At 70.9% G+C, this 17,721-nt stretch carries 12 protein-coding genes; 5 read left to right on the forward strand and 7 right to left on the reverse strand.

Annotation, left to right across the window (positions count from 1 at the left end):
• Positions 1-229: 229 nt before the first annotated feature.
• From HJG45_RS06090 to HJG45_RS06100, 3 genes are all read right to left on the reverse strand, one after another.
• A complete protein-coding gene (locus tag HJG45_RS06090) occupies positions 230-1,336 on the reverse strand; it encodes a methyltransferase domain-containing protein (RefSeq protein ID WP_171611182.1) in 1,107 nt (368 codons plus the stop codon).
• A gap of 225 nt (positions 1,337-1,561) precedes the next feature.
• Positions 1,562-2,719 carry a glycosyltransferase gene (locus tag HJG45_RS06095; RefSeq protein ID WP_171611183.1) on the reverse strand — a complete coding sequence of 386 codons (1,158 nt, stop codon included), beginning with the start codon at positions 2,717-2,719 and terminating at the stop codon, positions 1,562-1,564.
• Positions 2,720-2,722: 3 nt separating this feature from the next.
• The gene (locus tag HJG45_RS06100) at positions 2,723-4,993 is read right to left on the reverse strand and encodes a class I SAM-dependent methyltransferase (RefSeq protein WP_171611184.1); all 2,271 of its coding nucleotides are present in this window, start codon (positions 4,991-4,993) and stop codon (positions 2,723-2,725) included.
• A gap of 765 nt (positions 4,994-5,758) precedes the next feature.
• Here HJG45_RS06100 and HJG45_RS06105 point away from each other — a divergent pair.
• From HJG45_RS06105 to HJG45_RS06115, 3 genes are all read left to right on the forward strand, one after another.
• A complete protein-coding gene (locus tag HJG45_RS06105) occupies positions 5,759-7,801 on the forward strand; it encodes an NAD(+) synthase (RefSeq protein WP_171611185.1) in 2,043 nt (680 codons plus the stop codon).
• A 122-nt stretch (positions 7,802-7,923) separates the two neighbouring features.
• Positions 7,924-8,532 carry a cysteine hydrolase gene (locus HJG45_RS06110; RefSeq protein ID WP_171611186.1) on the forward strand — a complete coding sequence of 203 codons (609 nt, stop codon included), beginning with the start codon at positions 7,924-7,926 and terminating at the stop codon, positions 8,530-8,532.
• A gap of 90 nt (positions 8,533-8,622) precedes the next feature.
• Positions 8,623-9,909, forward strand: a complete 1,287-nt coding sequence (locus HJG45_RS06115) for a cystathionine gamma-synthase family protein (RefSeq protein ID WP_171611187.1) — start codon at positions 8,623-8,625, stop codon at positions 9,907-9,909.
• A gap of 7 nt (positions 9,910-9,916) precedes the next feature.
• Here the strand turns inward: HJG45_RS06115 and HJG45_RS06120 are convergent, their stop codons facing one another.
• Positions 9,917-10,921 carry an inorganic phosphate transporter gene (locus tag HJG45_RS06120; protein WP_171611188.1) on the reverse strand — a complete coding sequence of 335 codons (1,005 nt, stop codon included), beginning with the start codon at positions 10,919-10,921 and terminating at the stop codon, positions 9,917-9,919.
• Positions 10,922-10,930: 9 nt separating this feature from the next.
• Positions 10,931-11,575 carry a DUF47 domain-containing protein gene (locus HJG45_RS06125; RefSeq protein ID WP_171611189.1) on the reverse strand — a complete coding sequence of 215 codons (645 nt, stop codon included), beginning with the start codon at positions 11,573-11,575 and terminating at the stop codon, positions 10,931-10,933.
• Between the two features lie 261 nt (positions 11,576-11,836).
• Here HJG45_RS06125 and HJG45_RS06130 point away from each other — a divergent pair, with 261 nt between their 5' ends.
• On the forward strand, positions 11,837-12,826 hold the full coding sequence (locus tag HJG45_RS06130; RefSeq protein ID WP_171611190.1) for a tripartite tricarboxylate transporter substrate binding protein: 990 nt from the start codon (positions 11,837-11,839) through the stop codon (positions 12,824-12,826).
• A 128-nt stretch (positions 12,827-12,954) separates the two neighbouring features.
• Positions 12,955-14,178, forward strand: a complete 1,224-nt coding sequence (locus HJG45_RS06135) for an NADP-dependent isocitrate dehydrogenase (protein WP_171611191.1) — start codon at positions 12,955-12,957, stop codon at positions 14,176-14,178.
• 63 nt (positions 14,179-14,241) lie between these two features.
• On the opposite strand, the gene glpK is transcribed toward HJG45_RS06135, so the two are convergent.
• Both glpK and HJG45_RS06145 read right to left on the reverse strand, forming a co-directional pair.
• The gene (glpK, locus tag HJG45_RS06140; protein ID WP_171611192.1) at positions 14,242-15,786 is read right to left on the reverse strand and encodes a glycerol kinase GlpK; all 1,545 of its coding nucleotides are present in this window, start codon (positions 15,784-15,786) and stop codon (positions 14,242-14,244) included.
• A gap of 111 nt (positions 15,787-15,897) precedes the next feature.
• The gene (locus HJG45_RS06145; protein WP_171611193.1) at positions 15,898-17,676 is read right to left on the reverse strand and encodes an ABC transporter substrate-binding protein; all 1,779 of its coding nucleotides are present in this window, start codon (positions 17,674-17,676) and stop codon (positions 15,898-15,900) included.
• Positions 17,677-17,721 lie beyond the last annotated feature (45 nt).

A 17,721-nucleotide genomic window follows, 5' to 3' on the forward strand; every position in this document is an offset into this window, starting at 1 on the left:
CCCGCGATTCGGTCGGGCATGGACGTTCTCCCCTGTCGCGCGGGCAGGGGCGGTGTCCGGCGGAGGGCGATGGCACGCGGCCCCGACGCCCGGCGTCAGGCCGCGATGCGGCCAGGGCCCTCCGGCAACCCGCCCTGCCCCGTCTCGTCCGCGCCAGGGAAGCGCGATACCGCGCGGTTGTCCATGCGGCCCGGTCCAGGCGGCGCGCGATGGCCCCGCCGGGCCCCGGTCAGATGCGTCCGCGCATCCGGGCGATGGCGCGCCGCACCGGCAGCATCGCCGTCATCGCCGCGCCCATGGGCCGCAGCTCCTCCAGCAGGTCGCGCACCGGCGCCAGCGCGGCGCGCGTCGCGCCGAGCTCGGCGGCGATGGCCGGAAGCTGCGCCTCCTGCAGGTGCCGCAGCTTGGCCTCGATGGCGCCGAGGCGGTCCCCGCCCGGCGCCGGTGGCGCTGGTGGCGCCGATGCGCCGGCCGAGGGGCCGACCAGGAGGTCGATCTGCTCGCGCTGCTCCAGCACGATACGGCGCAGCAGGTCGAGGCGCCGCGCCTCGCGCACCGCGGTGGAGGCGAAGCTTTCCCGGCCGCGCACCAGCCGGGCGAAGAACTCCACCGCCGGCCGCGGCTCCACCCAGTCGACCCGCCAGTCGGTCAGGCCGAGCTCGCCGAATTCCAGCACCAGCAACTCGAAGCTGGCAGGGGTGAACTGCCAGCCATGGCAGTCGATGTAGTCCTTGCCGGCCGTGGCCAGCTCCATCTGCTCGACCGCCTGTTCCAGGCTGTGCTCCAGCCGCAGCTCGGCGAGCGGCGCGCGACCCCAGCCGGCCCGGCCGCCATCGGTGGCGCTGTAGGCGACGTGGTCGAACAGCGCGCGCGGGCTGTGCATGCCGCGGCCGGCGCGATGCGCCTCGACGAACTGCCCGGTGGTCGAGGGCGGGCGGAAGAAGTCGAAGCAGAGGCGCTTGTCCGGCACGGCCAGCAGCAGCGTGCCCTTCGCCGGGTCGAGCAGCCGTTCCGCCGAGCGGAGGAAGCCGATCAGGTCCGGCAGGTGCTCGATCACATGACAGGCGATCATCGCCTCGTAGCTGCCGTGGCGCGCGACCGGCACCACCTCGTGCAGCGGTCCGCCGGCCCAGACGAAATCCACCGGCTCGATGCGGCTGGTATCGACGGCACCGCCGGAGTACTTGGCGACCAGCTCGGCCTGCGACGCATGGTCGATGATGGTGACCTGCCAGCCCTCCGAGCGCGGCGCCACCGGGTTGAAGCTCGGACCGATCTCGATCAGCGGCGCGTCGCGCGCGATCCCCTGCAGCAGCTTCTCATTGCGCTCGGACATCTCGCCCCTTCCCTCCAGAACGGATCGCGGCAGGACGCGAACGTCCGGACACGTGAATACGCCTCGACAACAATATCCCTAGAGCGGATCGCGGAAGGGCGTGAACGCCCGGACGCTTGAATCCGCCCTGAAAACAGCAAGCTACAGCGGAGCAGCTTCCGCTCCCCGCTGCAATTCACCGGCAATCGACTGGCAACCGGCCTTGGCCCGGCCGCGCCGCCGGCCTCAGCCGAAGGCCGCCGCCATGATCGCCGCGGCCTGCCGGGCCGGGCCGTAGCGATCCTCGGCCATGGCCAGGGCGGCCTCGGCCATGTGCGGATAGTCCTCGAGCCGGTCGATGGCGTGCAGCAGCACCTCCTCCCACCGATGCGCCGGGGCGAGATAGCCCGTCTCGCCCTCCTCGATCGCCCGGCGCAGCGTGAAGCTGGGCGAGGCGATGCTGATGGTGCCGGTGATCGAGGCCTCGAAGATCTTCAGCTCGGATTTGCAGTTGGTGAAGGTGTTGTCCTGCAACGGCACCAGGTTGAGCTCCACCTCGCCGATCAACCGTTGCAGGTTGAGGAAGTCCTGCAGCGGGAAGCGCTCGATCCGCTCGCTCAGCCCGGCGAGCCGCCCGCGCGGCTCGAGGAAGCCGACGATGCGGAGCACCAGGCGCCGGTCGCGCTGCAGCAGCTCGGCGAGCGTGTCGGCGATGATGGCGAAGTCGCGGTTGTGCGACGGCGTCCCGGAGAAATAGCCGAGATGGATCCGCCCGTCGCGGCGCCAGCCCGAGGCGCGCTTGCGCTCGACGATCTGGGCGGAGATGTCGAGCTGCGCCCCGTTGAGGAAGTTCGGCACCACCCAGGTGGGCAGGCCGCAGAAATCCGTGGCGCGGCGGGCGAGGAACTCGTTGGTCAGGATCACGCCGTCGCAGAGGCGCATCGTCTCGCCGATCCGCCCCATGGCGGCGAACCAGAAGTCGAGGTCGGTATCGGTGGTGTTCTGGTCCAGCGTGTCGAGGACCAGATGCGTGAAGCGGGTGTCGAAGATCAGGTCGTCGACATCGAAGAGCACGCGCCGCCCGCGCGACTTCGCCGCGCCGATGAGGCGGGCGAAGGCCGGGGTGTAGCGGGCGCGGCAGATGACGATGGTATCGGCCCGGTCGATGATGCGGTCCGCCCATTCGAGATCCGCGGCGCAGAACCAGGAGGCGCCGACGCCCGGTTCCGCCAGGCCGAGCGCTTCCACCATGTTGAAGCAGCGGTAGCGGAAGGTGCTGGTATCCGGCCGCTCGTAGAAATAGGCGACGCGCGGCGCGCCGCGCGAGAGCGCCGCGAGGCGCGAGGCGAAGCTCTGCGACCAGGGATCCCGGTAGCGGATGGCGGGGGGGCCGTTCGGGAACATCGGTCAGCGCGCGATGTGGTCGAGGACGGGGGCGAAGGCGGCCTCCCAGTCGCGGCCGATCCGGGCCTCCCGGTAGTTGGTCTCCCGCCGGGGCTCGTCCTGGGCCAGCTTCACCGCCTCCCCCAGCGCCGCGACCAACGCATCGACCGAAGGCTCGGCGCAGAGGATGTTGCGGCAGTACTGGTCGAGCGACACCTTCGGTCCGAAGCGGTTGGTCACCACCACCGCGCCGCTCGCAGCCAGGTCGAGCGGCGGGTAGCTCGGATGCGGCGTGAACATCAGCGAGAGGCCAACATCGATGCTGCGGATCAGCGCCGCATAGGTCGCCCAGGGCAGGTTCTGCGCGATCTCCGGCTGGATGCCGCCGGGCAGCGAGATCCGCGGCACGTCCTTGCCGACGAAATGGTAGCTCCAGCCCTGCGTCGGCAGCACGCCCTGCTCCATCGCCGCCGAGATCGCCTCGAGGCCGCGGAGGAAGAGGTTCCGATCGTTCTTCGGCCGGGCGTAGAAGAAGAAGCGGCGCTGCCGCTGCCCGGTTTGGGCCTCGCGGTGATAGATGGTCTCGGGGAAGGCGGGCTCGAAGGCGACGCTGTCGGCCGCGATGCCGCGCACGCCGTCGGCGATCAGGTAGTCGCGCAGCGCCTTGGTGTTGACGATGAAGCGGATGCGGGTGTCGTCCATCACCTCGCGGCAGCGGAGCTGCTCGTCGCCGGCGGGGTAGAACATCCGCTCGTCTTCCTGCAGCAGGTACAGGATGCGGTCCGGGCGCACCGCCCGCAGCGCGGCCCAGGTGCTCCACCAGGAGGTGGTCAGCAGCAGGTCCTCGCCCCCCATCGGGACGGCGCGGTTGTTGCCGGCATGCAGGAACTCGACATTGCCGTCGTAGCGCACGCCATGCGCGCTCAGCACCGTGCCGAAATTGCGCGGCTCCGGCGCCTCGAAGCGCGTCACCACGCGGAGCGGCACCTCCAGCCGGCGGGCCAGCAACGCCGCCAGCACCACGGCGGTGCCGACGCCGCCGAAGAGATGCCCGGCATTGATGCTGTCGGTCACCAGCGTCAGGCGGCGCGGCGCGGCCGTCTCGGGGAAGGTGGTGAGCGGCGCGGGCAGGTGCGCGGCGAGGTAGCCATGCACCTCGGTCGTGCCGGGCAGGCTGTTCGGCAGCAGCGCCTCGAGCAGCGGCATCGTCGGCGCCGGCAGGCCGCCAGGCACCGGCGCGGCGCGGCCGAGGGCGCGCCTGAGCTGCGCGACATAGCTCGGCTCCCGGCGGGCCAGCCCGACCGCGATGCGCATCGGCTTGGTGATGCGCCAGGAGGTGGAGCGGATCACCGCGTCGCGCAACTGCCGCGCCCGCTGCGCATCGGCCAGCGTCGCATCCCGCTCGGCGCGGGCGGCGCCGAGCTCGGCGTGAAGCCGGTCCCGCTCCGCCGCCGCCGCCTGCGCCTGGTTGCGCGCCTCGTCGCGCGCCGCGACCGCCGCGTCGCGCTCGGCGATCGCGGTCTCCTCCATCTCGGCCAGCCGTGCCTCGAGCGCCTGCACGGTGAAATGGTCGCGGACCGCCTCGCCGCGCGTGGCGAAGAAGCGGCGAATGGCGAAGGCCTGGTCCAGCTCCGCGCTGGCGGCGAAGAGGGCGCGGCAGGGCTCCGGCAGCGCGCTGCCGAGGCCGAGCACACCGAGCCCATGGCCGTGCAGGAACTCGAAATGCGGATGCGCCGTCCGCAGCTCCCGCCACAGTCGCCAGACGCCGTTGTGGCGCTCGCGCAGGTTGGTGTTGTGGATCAGCACGACGCCGCGATCCGACATCGTGTCCTGCCAGTCGCGGAAGGCGGCCGCCACCTGCTCGTCATCGGCGGCGTTGATGTGGAGCAGGTCCACCTCGCCGCGGTCGAAATGCGCCCGCGCCTCCTCCGGCCGCATCCGCAGCAGGGTGGAGAAGGCATGGCCGCGGCCATCGGCCTGCCGGGGGGGACTGAGGCGGATGACGCTCTCGCGCGGCCGCCCGGGCTCGGCCATGCGCTCGACCGCGAAGCAGCGGGTGGCGAGGCCAAGCCGCTCGACGGCATGGCAGAAGGCGCCGTAGGCGACGCTGTTGGAGCGGCCGAGCTCGACGATGCTGCGCGGCCGCAGGGCCTTCACCAGCCAGAAGGCGAAGGGCACGTGCAGGTGCCAGGCGGTGGGCCGGTGCGGGCCCGGCATCCAGTCGACCTCCGGGCCGATCTCGATGCCGGCGAGCATGACGTCGCGGCGGGGAAGGGCTGGGAGGTTCATGTCCATCGCGCTCTATCCGCCTGCCGGACGTGCCCGGATGTGTGCATGGGTGCCGCCATGCGGCGGGCATGTCCCGCATCGCAACCTCGCCGCGCCTGCCACGCAATTCCGTCGGTTGGCTGATGCAAACTGTATCTCACCCCAGCTCGGCTGCCGGAAATGCGCGCGTTCACGAGACCTCACGATGTGGTGAGATGATGGATGCACAAGCGAAGCTGCCCGGGCCGTGTCTGTATGCGAGGCAAACTGCATATGTCCAGGCTTGCACCTGTCGCAGCGGCCGGCATCGGCTGAGTATCGATCGGGCATTTTCTCGGGCGGGACCGCATGATTTTCCGCCAGTGACGCCAATCCGCCGTCTATGGCTCAGCAATTACAGTGCGCCTCTGCCGCCGCATCCCGGATGTTCCTTCTTCGATCCGGGCCGCAAGAAATATGTCTCTTTGTGTCACATGGTTTCGAAGACCCGCAAGGGCGGGCCCAGGACAAAAAAAGGGCGGCGCCCGAAAGCGCCGCCGAGTTTAGGGAGGAAACGTCCAAGAAAGCAGCAGGCGGAAGACCGCGTTGCTGCGATGCACAATCTAGCGCGGCGGCCGGGCGGTGCAAGGGCTTTCCCCGCCGCGGCGCATTGACAATTGGTCGGAGCCGGTCCGCGATCGTCGCGGGACGGGACCATCGTGCCGGATGCGCGTTCCCCGCTCTGATCCCGGCCGGCATGGCGGCCCGGGGGCCAGCCCTGGGGGCCAGCAAGGAGAGGTACGGTCAGCCCGCATGCATTTCGAATCCCTCTACCGCCACGGCTTCGCCCGGATCGCCGCCTGCACCATCCGCACGGCACTCGCCGATCCCGCCGCCAATGCCGCGGCCATCCTCGCCGCGGCGCGGGACTGCGACGCCCGCGGCGCGGCGGTCGCGGTCTTCCCGGAGCTCGCCCTCTCCGGCTACTCGATCGAGGACCTGCTGCTGCAGGACACGCTGCTCGAGGCGGTGGAGGCGGCGACGGCCGAGCTGCTCGCCGCGGCGGCGGCGCTGCGGCCGGTGCTGGTGGTCGGGGCGCCGCTGCGCCATGCCGGCCGGGTCTACAACACCGCCCTGGTCATCCATCGCGGCCGGCTGCTCGGCATCGTGCCGAAGACCTACCTGCCGACCTACCGCGAGTTCTACGAGAAGCGGCAGGTGGCGCCCGGCGACGGCCTGCCCGCCGGCGACATCCGCTTCGCCGGGCAGCAGGCGCCAGCCGGGGCCGACCTGCTCTTCGCCGCCGAGGACCTGCCCGGCCTCGTCCTGCATACCGAGATCTGCGAGGATTTCTGGGTGCCGATCCCGCCCAGCTCGGCGGCGGCGCTGGCCGGGGCGACGGTGTTGCTGAACATCAGCGGCAGCCCCATCACCATCGGCAAGGCCGAGACCCGGCGGATGCTCTGCCAGTCGCAATCGGCCCGCTGCCTCGCCGCCTATGTCTACACCGCCGCCGGCGCCGGCGAATCAACCACCGAGGTCTCCTGGGACGGCCAGGCGGAGATCTGGGAGAACGGCGCCCTGCTCGCCGAGACCGCGCGCTTCCCGCGCGGCGCGCAGATGGCGGTCGCCGATGTCGATCTCGACCTGCTGCGGCAGGAGCGCATGCGCCAGGGCACCTTCGACGACAACCGCCGCAACACGCCGGCGGCGCTGCAGACCCGCCGCATCGGCTTCCGCCTCGACCCGCCGGAGGGGGATATCGGCTTCGAGCGGCCGATCGAGCGCTTCCCCTTCGTGCCGGCGAATCCCGCGCGCCTCGCCCAGGATTGCTACGAGGCCTACAACATCCAGGTGGCCGGCCTGACCCAGCGGCTGGAGGCGGCGCGCATCCGGCGGCTGGTCATCGGCGTCTCCGGTGGCCTCGATTCCACCCAGGCGCTGATCGTCGCCGCCAAGGCGATGGACCTGCTCGGCAAGCCGCGCACCGACATCGTCGCCTATACCATGCCCGGATTCGGCACGAGCGAGGGCACCAAGGGCAACGCCCACCGGCTGATGGCCGCCCTCGGCGTCACCGCGCATGAGCTCGACATCCGCCCGGCGGCGCGGCAGATGCTCGGCGATCTCGGCCACCCCTTCAGCCGGGGCGAGCCGGTCTACGACATCACCTTCGAGAACGTGCAGGCGGGACTGCGCACCGACTACCTGTTCCGCGCCGCCAATTACGTGGACGGCATCGTGCTCGGCACCGGCGACCTGTCCGAGCTGGCGCTCGGCTGGTGCACCTATGGCGTCGGCGACCAGATGTCGCATTACAACGTCAATGCCGGGGTGCCGAAGACCCTGATCCAGCACCTGATCCGCTGGGTCATCCAGTCCGGCCAGTTCGATGCCGAGGTCGGCGCGACGCTCGAGGCGATCCTCGACACCGAGATCTCGCCCGAGCTGATCCCGGCCACGGAGGACCAGGCGATCCAGAGCACCGAGGCCAAGGTCGGCCCCTATGCGCTGCAGGACTTCAACCTCTACTACACGCTGCGCTACGGCTTCCGCCCCTCGAAGATCGCCTTCCTCGCCCTGCGGGCCTGGGGCGACGCGGCGCGCGGGAGCTGGCCGCCGAACTTCCCGGCCGGGAAGCGCAATGCCTATGCGCTGGCCGAGATCCGCCACTGGCTGGAGGTGTTCCTGCAGCGCTTCTTCGGCTTCAGCCAGTTCAAGCGCAGCGCCATGCCGAACGGGCCGAAGGTGGCCGCCGGCGGCTCCCTCTCGCCGCGCGGCGACTGGCGGGCGCCCTCGGACGGCAATGCCCGGGCCTGGCTGGAGGAGCTGCGCCGCAACGTGCCGGAGGGTTGAACCTCGGGCGCAGGAGGGTCCGACTTGCCGCCCGCCGGGCCGGATGGCGCCGGCGTGTCGCGCTCCCGCTGCATCCGCGGCCGCGTTCATCCGTTGACCGTGGCACAACCGGGAGGCAAGGCATGGGCGAAGGCGGCTTGCGGCACGGACCGCTCGGACGGCATGCGGTCCATCTCTGCATCGACATGCAGATCCTCTTCCGCGACACCGAATGGCACACGCCCTGGCTCGAGCGCGTGCTGCCGATGGTCGAGCGGCTGGCCACGGCCTGGCCCGAGCGCACCATCTTCACCCGCTTCATCCCGGCGTCCCGGCCCGAGGCGGCGAAGGGCACCTGGCGCCGCTACTGGCAGCGCTGGCGGAGCCTGACCCTGGAGGCCCTGCCGCCGGGACAGATCGAGCTCCTGCCGCCCCTGGCGCGACTCGTCCCACCGGCCGAGCTGCTGGACAAGCCCGGCTACAGCCCCTGGTTCGACACTGCGCTCGAGGCTCGGCTGGCGGCGCGCGGGACGGATACGCTGGTGGTGAGCGGCGCGGAGACGGATATCTGCGTCCTCGCCGCCGTGCTCGGCGCGGTGGATCGCGGCTATCGGGTCGTGGTGCCGGTGGATGCGCTCTGCTCCTCCTCCGATGCCATGCACGACGCGCTGCTCGGCCTCTATCACAGCCGCTATGGCCAGCAGGTGGAGACGGCGAGCACGGAGGAGATCCTGGCGGCCTGGCGGGACTGAAGGTTCCCAAGGAGCGGCGTCGCGCGGAAACCCGGGACAGCCGGGGGCCCGCCCCGGCATAATGAGACCCTGGCGATCGGAGGAGCGGGCATGGCCAAGGACCGCAGCCATCACACCACCATCGGCAATCACCGGCTCAGCCCGGAAACGCTGATGCTCGGCTATGGCTACGATCCCGGCCTCTCCGAGGGATCGGTCAAGCCGCCCGTCTTCCTCACCTCCACCTTCGTCTTCCGCTCCGCCGAGGAGGGGCGCGACTATTTCGACGTGGTGGCCGGGCGGAAGGAGGCGCCCGAGGGCGGCGCCGGCCTCGTCTATTCCCGCTTCAACCACCCGAACAGCGAGATCGTCGAGGACCGCCTCTCCCTCTGGGACGGGGCGGAGACGGCGCTGGTCTTCGCCTCCGGCATGGCGGCCATCGCCACCACCATCCTCGCCCATGCCCGGCCGGGCGACGTCATCCTGCACAGCCAGCCCCTCTATGGCGGCACCGAGACGCTGCTGGCCCGCACCCTCGCCGAGTTCGGCATCGGCGCCGAGGGCTTCTCGGCCGGCACCGAGCCGGCGGCGATCGAGGCGGCGGCGGATCGCGCCCGGGCGCGCGGCCGGGTCGGGCTGATCCTGGTCGAGACGCCCTCCAATCCGCTCAACACGCTGGTCGACCTCGCCGCCATCCAGCGCGCCGCCGAGCGGATCGGCGCCGAGCAGGGGCATCGCCCGCCCATCGCCTGCGACAACACCATGCTCGGCCCGGTCTTCCAGCAGCCGCTCGCGCATGGCTGCGACCTGGTGCTCTACTCGCTGACCAAATATGTCGGCGGGCATAGCGACCTCGTCGCCGGGGCGGTGGCCGGCAGCCGGGCGCAATTGCGGCCGGTGCGGCTGCTGCGCGGCGCCATCGGCACCCAGCTCGACCCGCATTCCTGCTGGATGCTCGGCCGCTCGCTGGAGACGCTGTCGCTGCGGATGCGGGCGGCGGCGCGCAATGCCGAGGTGGTGGCGGAGTTCCTCGAGCGGCATCCGCGCATCACTGCGGTGCATGCGCTGAACCACCTGCCGGAGGGCGAGGCGGCGCGGCGGGTCTATGACGCGCAGTGCAGCGGCCCCGGCTCGACCTTCAGCATCGAGATCGCCGGCGGTCAGGCGGAGGCCTTCCGGGTGCTGAACGCGCTGCGGGTGTTCAAGCTCGCGGTCAGCCTGGGCGGCACGGAATCGCTCGCCAGCCACCCGGCCTCCACCACCCATTCCGGCGTGCCGGCCGAGGTCCGGGCCCGCATCGGCGTCACCGACGGGCTGGTCCGCCTGTCGATCGGCATCGAGCATGCCGACGACCTCATCGCCGACCTGGCCCAGGCGCTGGCCACGCTGGACAAGTGAAGGCGCCCTACCCCCCGAGGCCGGCCAGCAGATAGGCGGCGGCGGCGATCGCGGCCGCCGCCGGCATGGTCACCACCCAGGCGACGACGATGTTGCCGGCGACACCCCAGCGCACCGCCGAGGCGCGCCGGGCGGTGCCGACGCCGATGATGGCGCCGGTGATGGTGTGGGTGGTCGAGACCGGCACGCCAAGCTCGGTCGCCAGGAACAGCGTGATGGCGCCGCCCGTCTCGGCGCAGAAGCCCTGCATGGGCGTGAGGCGGGTGATGCGCGAGCCCATGGTGTGGACGATGCGCCAGCCGCCGAAGAGCGTGCCGAACGCCATCGCTGCCTGGCAGGCCAGCACCACCCAGAGCGGCACGTGGAAGCCGCCCTCCAGCATCCCCTGCGAGTAGAGCAGCACGGCGATGATGCCCATGGTCTTCTGCGCGTCGTTGCCGCCATGGCCGAGCGAGTAGAGCGAGGCGGAGCCGAATTGCAGGATGCGGAAGGTGCTGTCGACGGCGAAGGGGGTACTGCGGGAGAAGACCCAGGAGACCACCAGCACCAGCAGCAGCGCCAGCAGCAGCCCGAGCGCCGGCGAGAGCACGATGGCCAGCAGCGTCTTGCCGAGCCCCGACCAGACGATGGCGCCGATGCCGGCCTTGGCCGTGCCGGCGCCGACGATGCCGCCGACCAGCGCATGCGAGGAGCTGGAGGGAATGCCGAAGCGCCAGGTGACGAGGTTCCAGGCGATGGCGCCGACCAGCGCCCCGAAGATCACCCGCGGGTCGATGACCGAGGCCTCGACAATGCCGGTGCCGATGGTCTGCGCCACGTGCAGGCCGAAGAAGAGGAAGGCGATGAAGTTGAAGCCCGCGGCCCAGAGCACGGCGTATTGCGGGCGCAGCACCCGGGTCGAGACGATGGTGGCGATGGAATTGGCCGCGTCGTGCAGCCCGTTGAGGAAGTCGAAGAGCAGCGCCACGGCCACCAGGCCGTAGAGCAGCGGCAGGGCGAGATGCGCGTCCATCGGCCCGGCTCAGACGTGCTCGACCACGATGCCCTCGATCTCGTTCGCCGCGTCGTCGAAGCGGTCCACGATCTTCTCGAGCTGGTCGAAGACCTCGCGCGCCGCGATGAAGCGCAGCGCCCCCTCGGGCGGCGCGCGGCGGAACAGCTCGGTCACCCCGGCATCGTGGATGTCGTCCGCCTCGCCCTCGATGCGGCGGATCTGCTCGCAATACTCGTTGATCCGCCCGGCGTTCTGGCCGATGGCCGAGAGCAGCGGCACCGTCTCCCGCAGCAGCGCGGCGCAGCGCTCGATGGCGTCGCCCATGCGCCGCAGCTCGTCGTCGAACTCGGTCATCTCGAACAGCACGATCGCCTTCGCCGCCTTCTTCATCTGGTCGACCGCATCGTCCATGCGCCCGATCAGGGTCTGGATGTCGCCGCGGTCGAAGGGGGTGACGAAGGTGCGGCGGACCGCCTGCACCACCTCGCGCGTCACCGCATCGGCATCGTCCTCGGCGGCAAGGACCGCCGCATAGTGGCGCTGCACCGCCTCGCCGCCCTCGAGCATGCCGCGCAGCGCCCGAGCCCCGCGCATGACGGCCTCGGCATGGCGGGCGAACATCTCGAAGAACCGCTCCTCGCGCGGCATCAGGCGGCGGAACCAGTGCATCATCCGGGGCTGTTCCCTTGGGCAGGCCGGCATCGGGTCGCAACGGGCGACAGGGCGGGCGGTCATCCATTTGTCACATTTCCCGCGCGCCGGCACGGTTCCCTCGCCCTCGCCTGCCCCCGCCGCCGGCCTCACCACGCCGATGGCGCTTGCCGCGACGGTTGCGCCGGCGCGAGGATGCTGCCGGGCGAACCGGGACCGCCGCCGCGGCGGCCCGGCGAGCATGCGGAACCAGCGCACCGACCAGCGCACCGGGAGGAACAGATGCACCGACGCCACCTGCTCGCCGCCGCGGGCGCGCTGGCCCTGCCCGCCATCCCCCGTGCCCAAGGGGCGACGCCCGGGTCTCCGTCGGGCTTCGACCACCCGCTCCGCATCATCGTCCCCAACGCCCCCGGCGGCACCAGCGACATCCTGGCGCGGCTGATCGCCACCCCGCTCGGCCAGGCGGCGGGGCAGCCGGTGGTGGTCGAGAACCGCGCCGGCGCCGGCGGCAATATCGGCGCCGACCTGGTCTCGAAGAGCCCGCCGGACGGGCATACCCTGCTGCTGCTCGATGTCAGCGTGCTGGCGACCAACCCCTTCCTCTTCGCACGCCTGCCCTATGATGTGGAGAAGGACCTCGCCACGGTCAGCATGCTGATCTACGCGCCCTACATCCTGGCGGCGAGCAAGACGCTGCCGGTCGCCGATGCGGCGGGGCTGGCCGCCTATGCCAAGGCCAATCCGGGCAAGCTCAACTTCGCCAATTCGGGCGCCGGCACGCTGAGCCACCTGGTCGCGGTGGCGCTCGCCTCCGCCTGGGGCAGCGAGGCGACGCATGTGCCCTATCGCGGCGGCGCGCCGGCCCTGCTCGCGGTCGCCAGCGGCGAGGCGGACCTGACCATGGCCGGGGCGACGCAATCCATGCCCTATGTCGCGCAAGGGCAGATGCGCGGCATCGCCGTCTCCGGCCCGCACCGGCTGGCGGCGCTGCCGGACCTGCCGACCTATGCCGAGCTCGGCTGGCCGCAGGCCAATGCCGGTACCTGGCAGGGCGTGCTGGTCCAGGGCCAGACCCCGCCCGAGCAGGTGGCGCGGCTGGAGGCGATGCTGCGCGCGGCGATGCAGGAGCCGGCGGTCCGCAGCCGCATCGCCGAGCTCGGCGCCGAGGTGAAGACCGAGGGCGCGGCCGCCTTCCGCAGCCAGCTCCGCGCCGACACAGCGACCCTCGGCCGGATCATCCGCGAGCACGACATCCGGCTCGACCAGTAACGGACCGGGACCGCCACGACCCGCCGGGGCGGCCCTTGCCCCTGCCCCGGCCCGGTGCGATGTTCCGGCCCGTCGAATGAGCCCGGCCGGGCGGGGACCGCAGCGGCCGCAGAGCACGAGGGCGTGGCATGGCGAAGATCAAGGTGAAGACCCCGGTCGTCGAGATGGATGGCGACGAGATGACCCGGATCATCTGGGGGTTCATCAAGGACAAGCTGATCCTGCCCTATCTCGACATCGACCTGAAGTATTACGACCTCGGCATCCAGTACCGCGACCAGACCGACGACCAGGTGACGGTGGACGCCGCCAATGCCACCAAGCAGTACGGCGTCGGCGTGAAATGCGCGACCATCACCCCGGACGAGGCGCGGGTGAAGGAGTTCGGCCTGAAGAAGATGTGGCGGAGCCCGAACGGCACCATCCGCAACATCCTCGACGGCACCATCTTCCGCGAGCCGATCATCTGCTCGAACGTGCCGCGGCTGGTGCCGCACTGGTCGAAGCCGATCGTCATCGGCCGCCACGCCTATGGCGACATCTACCGCGCCGCCGAGACCAAGATCCCCGGCCCGGGCAAGGCGACGCTGACCTGGACGCCGGCGGATGGCGGCCAGCCGATCGAGCTCGAGGTGACCAACTTCCCGGCCGGTGGCGGCGTGCTGATGGGCATGCACAACACCCGCGCCAGCATCGAGGGCTTCGCCCGCGCCTCGCTCAACTATGGCCTGGCGCGCGGCTACAGCGTGTACTTCAGCCACAAGAACACGATCCTCAAGGCCTATGACGGCGAGTTCAAGGACATCTTCCGTCGCATCTACGACACCGAATTCGCCGACCAGTACAAGGCGAAGGGCCTGACCTACGAGGACCGGCTGATCGACGACATGGTGGCCACCGCCCTGAAGTGGGAAGGCGGCTATGTCTGGGCCTGCAAGAATTACGACGGCGACGTCGAGTCCGACATCGTGGCGCAGGGCTTCGGCAGCCTCGGCCTGATGACCTCGGTGCTGCTCTCCCCGGACGGCCAGACGGTGGAGTCGGAGGCGGCGCACGGCACCGTCACCCGCCACTACCGCGAGCACCAGAAGGGCCGCGAGACCAGCACCAACCCGATCGCTTCGATCTTCGCCTGGACCCGCGGCCTCGCCTATCGCGGCAAGTTCGACGACACCCCGGACGTCGTCGCCTTCGCCGAGGCGCTGGAGAAGGTCTGCGTCGATACCGTCGAGAGCGGCTCCATGACCAAGGACCTCGCTCTGCTCATCGGCAAGGACCAGCCCTGGCTCAACACCCAGGCCTTCCTCGTCAAGCTGGACGAGAACCTGCAGAAGGCGATGAAGAAGAGCTGATACCCGGGACCTCGTCCTGCGGGATCGGAAGGCGCGGGCCGCCAGGCCTGCCCCTTTTGCCGTTTATGGATAGTCCGACAGCGTGCGCCGCACCGCCCGCTGCCAGCCGGCATAGGCCGCCTCGCGCTCCGCCTGCAGCATGTCCGGGGTGAAGCGGCGGTCGAGCCGCCAGCTCGCGGCGAACGCCTCCGGCGCCGGGCAGAGCCCCGCCTGCAGCCCGGCCAGATAGGCGGCGCCGAGCGCCGTCGTCTCCCGCACCACCGGCCGGTCGACCGGCGCGCCGAGGATGTCGGCGAGGAACTGCATGGTCCAGTCGGAGGCCACCATGCCGCCATCGACGCGCAGCACGCTGCTCGCCCCCGCCGCTCCGGCGCCCGCCGGGGTCGCGGCGGCGGTGGCCTCGGCGCCGGCGAGGTCGGCCTGCATGGCGATCAGCAGGTCGCGCGTCTGGTAGCCGACGCTCTCGAGCGCGGCGCGGGCGAAATCGGCCGGGCCGGAGGCGCGGGTCAGCCCATGGATGGCGCCGCGCGCCTCGGCATCCCAATGCGGCACGCCGAGCCCGACGAAGGCCGGCACCAGGTAGAGCCGCTGCGCCGGGTCCGAGCTGGCGGCCAAGGTGCCGCTCTCCGCCGCATCCTGGATGATCCCGAGCCCGTCGCGCAGCCATTGCACCGCGGCGCCCGCGACGAAGATCGCGCCCTCCAGCGCATAGGTCCGCCGGCCGCCGAGCTGATAGGCGATGGTGGTCAGCAGCCGGTGGCGCGAGGCGACCGGCACCTCGCCGGTGTTCAGCAGCGCGAAGCAGCCGGTGCCGTAGGTGGATTTCAGCATGCCCGGGCGGAAGCAGGCCTGGCCGAGCGTCGCCGCCTGCTGGTCGCCGGCGATGCCGCGCACCGGGATGGCGGCGCCGAGCAGCCCGGCCTCCGCCCTGCCGAACTCGGCAGCGCAGTCGCGCACCTCCGGCAGCAGCGACATCGGGACGCGGTGCAGCGCGCACATCGCCGGGTCCCAGCGCCCGGCGCGGATGTCGAAGAGCATGGTGCGGGCGGCGTTGGTCGCATCCGTCGCATGCACCCGGCCGCCGGTCAGGCGCCAGAGCAGGAAGCTGTCGACGGTGCCGAAGGCGAGCTCGCCCCGCTCCGCCGCCTCCCGCGCCCCGGCCACGTGGTCGAGCAGCCAGGTGAGCTTGGTGGCCGAGAAATACGGGTCGATGAGCAGGCCGGTGCTGGCCGCGACCGCCTCGGCATGCCCCGCCTCGCGCAGGGCGGCGCAGGCGGCGGCGGTGCGCCGGTCCTGCCAGACGATGGCGCGATGGATCGCCCGGCCGGTGCGGCGGTCCCAGAGCAGCGTGGTCTCGCGCTGATTGGCGATGCCGATGCCGGCGATGTCCTGCGGCCGCAGCCCGGCATGGTCGATGGCCTCGCGCATGACCGCGAGGGAGCTCTCCCAGAGATCCTCCGCATCGTGCTCCACCCAGCCCGAGGCCGGGTAGTGCTGGCGGAATTCCTGCTGCGCCATGGCGACGGGCGCGAGCCCAGGGGTGCTGAAGAGGATCGCGCGGGTCGAGGTGGTGCCCTGGTCGAGGGCGAGGATATGGCCAGCGGACATGCTCGGGGTCCTGGTGAGGGCCGGACGGAGGATCGGCATCCCCGTCGCGGCGGGAAAATGGCATGGCATGGGGCGACGCCACCCGCAGGCGCGCCGCCCCATGGTCCAGGGTCAGGCGCGCTTCGGCGGGCTGGCCGGCCAGCTGCGGATCAGCGTGTCGTAGTCCACCGTCTCGCCCTTCGGCTTCTCATTCGCCAGCTTGCGCTGCGGCGCGATGTTGCCGTCCTTCTTCGCCTGCTCGTACCAGTGCTCGGCGCTGGTCTTCGGGTTCAGCTTCGGCCCGCACTCGCCCTGGACATTGGCGCGTTGCAGCCGCTCGAGCACGCTGTCCTGCGCCGTGGCCAGCGCATCCATGGCGGCCTGCGGCGTCTTCGCGCCGGAGGAGGCATCGCCGATATTCTGCCACCAGAGCTGCGCCAGCTTCGGGTAGTCCGGGATGTTCACGCCGGTCGGCGTCCACTGCACCCGCGCCGGGGAGCGGTAGAACTCCACCAGCCCGCCGAGCTTCGGCGCCCTCTCGGTGAAGGAGGGGTGCCAGATGTCGCTCTCGCGGATGAAGGTGAGGCCGACATGGCTCTTCTTCAGGCTGGTCGATTTCGAGACGCAGAACTGCGCGTAGAGCCAGGCGGCACGGCGGCGGTCGACCGGCGTCGACTTCAGCAGGGTCCAGGAGCCGGCATCCTGGTAGCCGAGCTTCATCCCCTCCTTCCAGTAGGCGCCGTGCGGGCTCGGCGCCATGCGCCATTTCGGCAGCCCCTGCGCATCCACCACCGGCAGGCCGGGCTTGACCATGTCGGCGGTGAAGGCGGTGTACCAGAAGACCTGCTGCGCGATGTTGCCCTGGGCCGGGACCGGGCCGGACTCGCTGAAGGTCATGCCGGCCGCCTCGGGCGGCGCGTATTTCTTCAGCCACTCCACGTATTTGGTGATGGCATAGACCGCCGCCGGGCCGTTGGTGTCGCCGCCGCGCTCGATGGAGGAGCCGGTCGGCCGGCAGCCCTCCATGCGGATGCCCCATTCATCGACCGGCTTGCCGTTCGGGATGCCGCGATCGCCGTTGCCGGCCATGGACAGCCAGGCATCGGTGAAGCGCCAGCCGAGCGACGGGTCCTTCTTGCCATAGTCCATATGGCCGTAGACCTTGACGCCATCGATCTCCCTGACGTCGTTGGTGAAGAACTCGGCGATGTCCTCATAGGCGGACCAGTTCACCGGCACGCCGAGCTCGTAGCCGAACTTCTTCTTGAAGGCGTCCCTGATGGCCGGCCGGCTGAACCAGTCGTAGCGGAACCAGTAGAGGTTGGCGAATTGCTGGTCCGGCAGCTGGTACAGCTTGCCGTCCGGCCCGGTGCAGAAGCCGCGGCCGATGAAATCCTCGATGTCGAGCGTCGGCAGGGTCTGGTCCTTGCCCTCGCCCGTCATCCAGTCGCTGAGCGGCACCGCCTGCTGGTAGCGGACATGCGTGCCGATCAGGTCGCTGTCGTTCACCCAGGCATCGTAGAGGTTGCGCCCCGACTGCATCTGGGTCTGGATCTTCTCGACGACGTCGCCTTCCTGCAGCAGGTCGTGCCGCAGGTTGATGCCGGTGATCTCGGAGAAGGCCTTGGCGAGCGTCCGCGCCTCGTATTCATGCGTGGTGATCGTCTCCGACACCACGTTGATGTCCTGGCCGCGATAGGGCTGGGCGGCACGGGCGAACCACTCCATCTCCTGCATCTGCTGCTCTTTCGAGAGCGTGCTGGGCTGGAACTCGCCATCCACCCAGCGGCGGGCGGCGTCGATTCCCTGGGCCAGGCTGTGCCGCGGCCGCAGCATCAGGGCCGGCGCGGCGATGGCGGCGGCGCTGCCGAGCAGCAGCCGGCGCCGGTCGAGCGGCGTGTGGATGGTCATTCCTGTTTCCTCCTTCGCCCGCGCCCGGCCCCCGCCGGGCGTGTA

The sequence above is a fragment of the Roseicella sp. DB1501 genome (assembly GCF_013112485.1).
GTDB lineage: Bacteria > Pseudomonadota > Alphaproteobacteria > Acetobacterales > Acetobacteraceae > Paracraurococcus.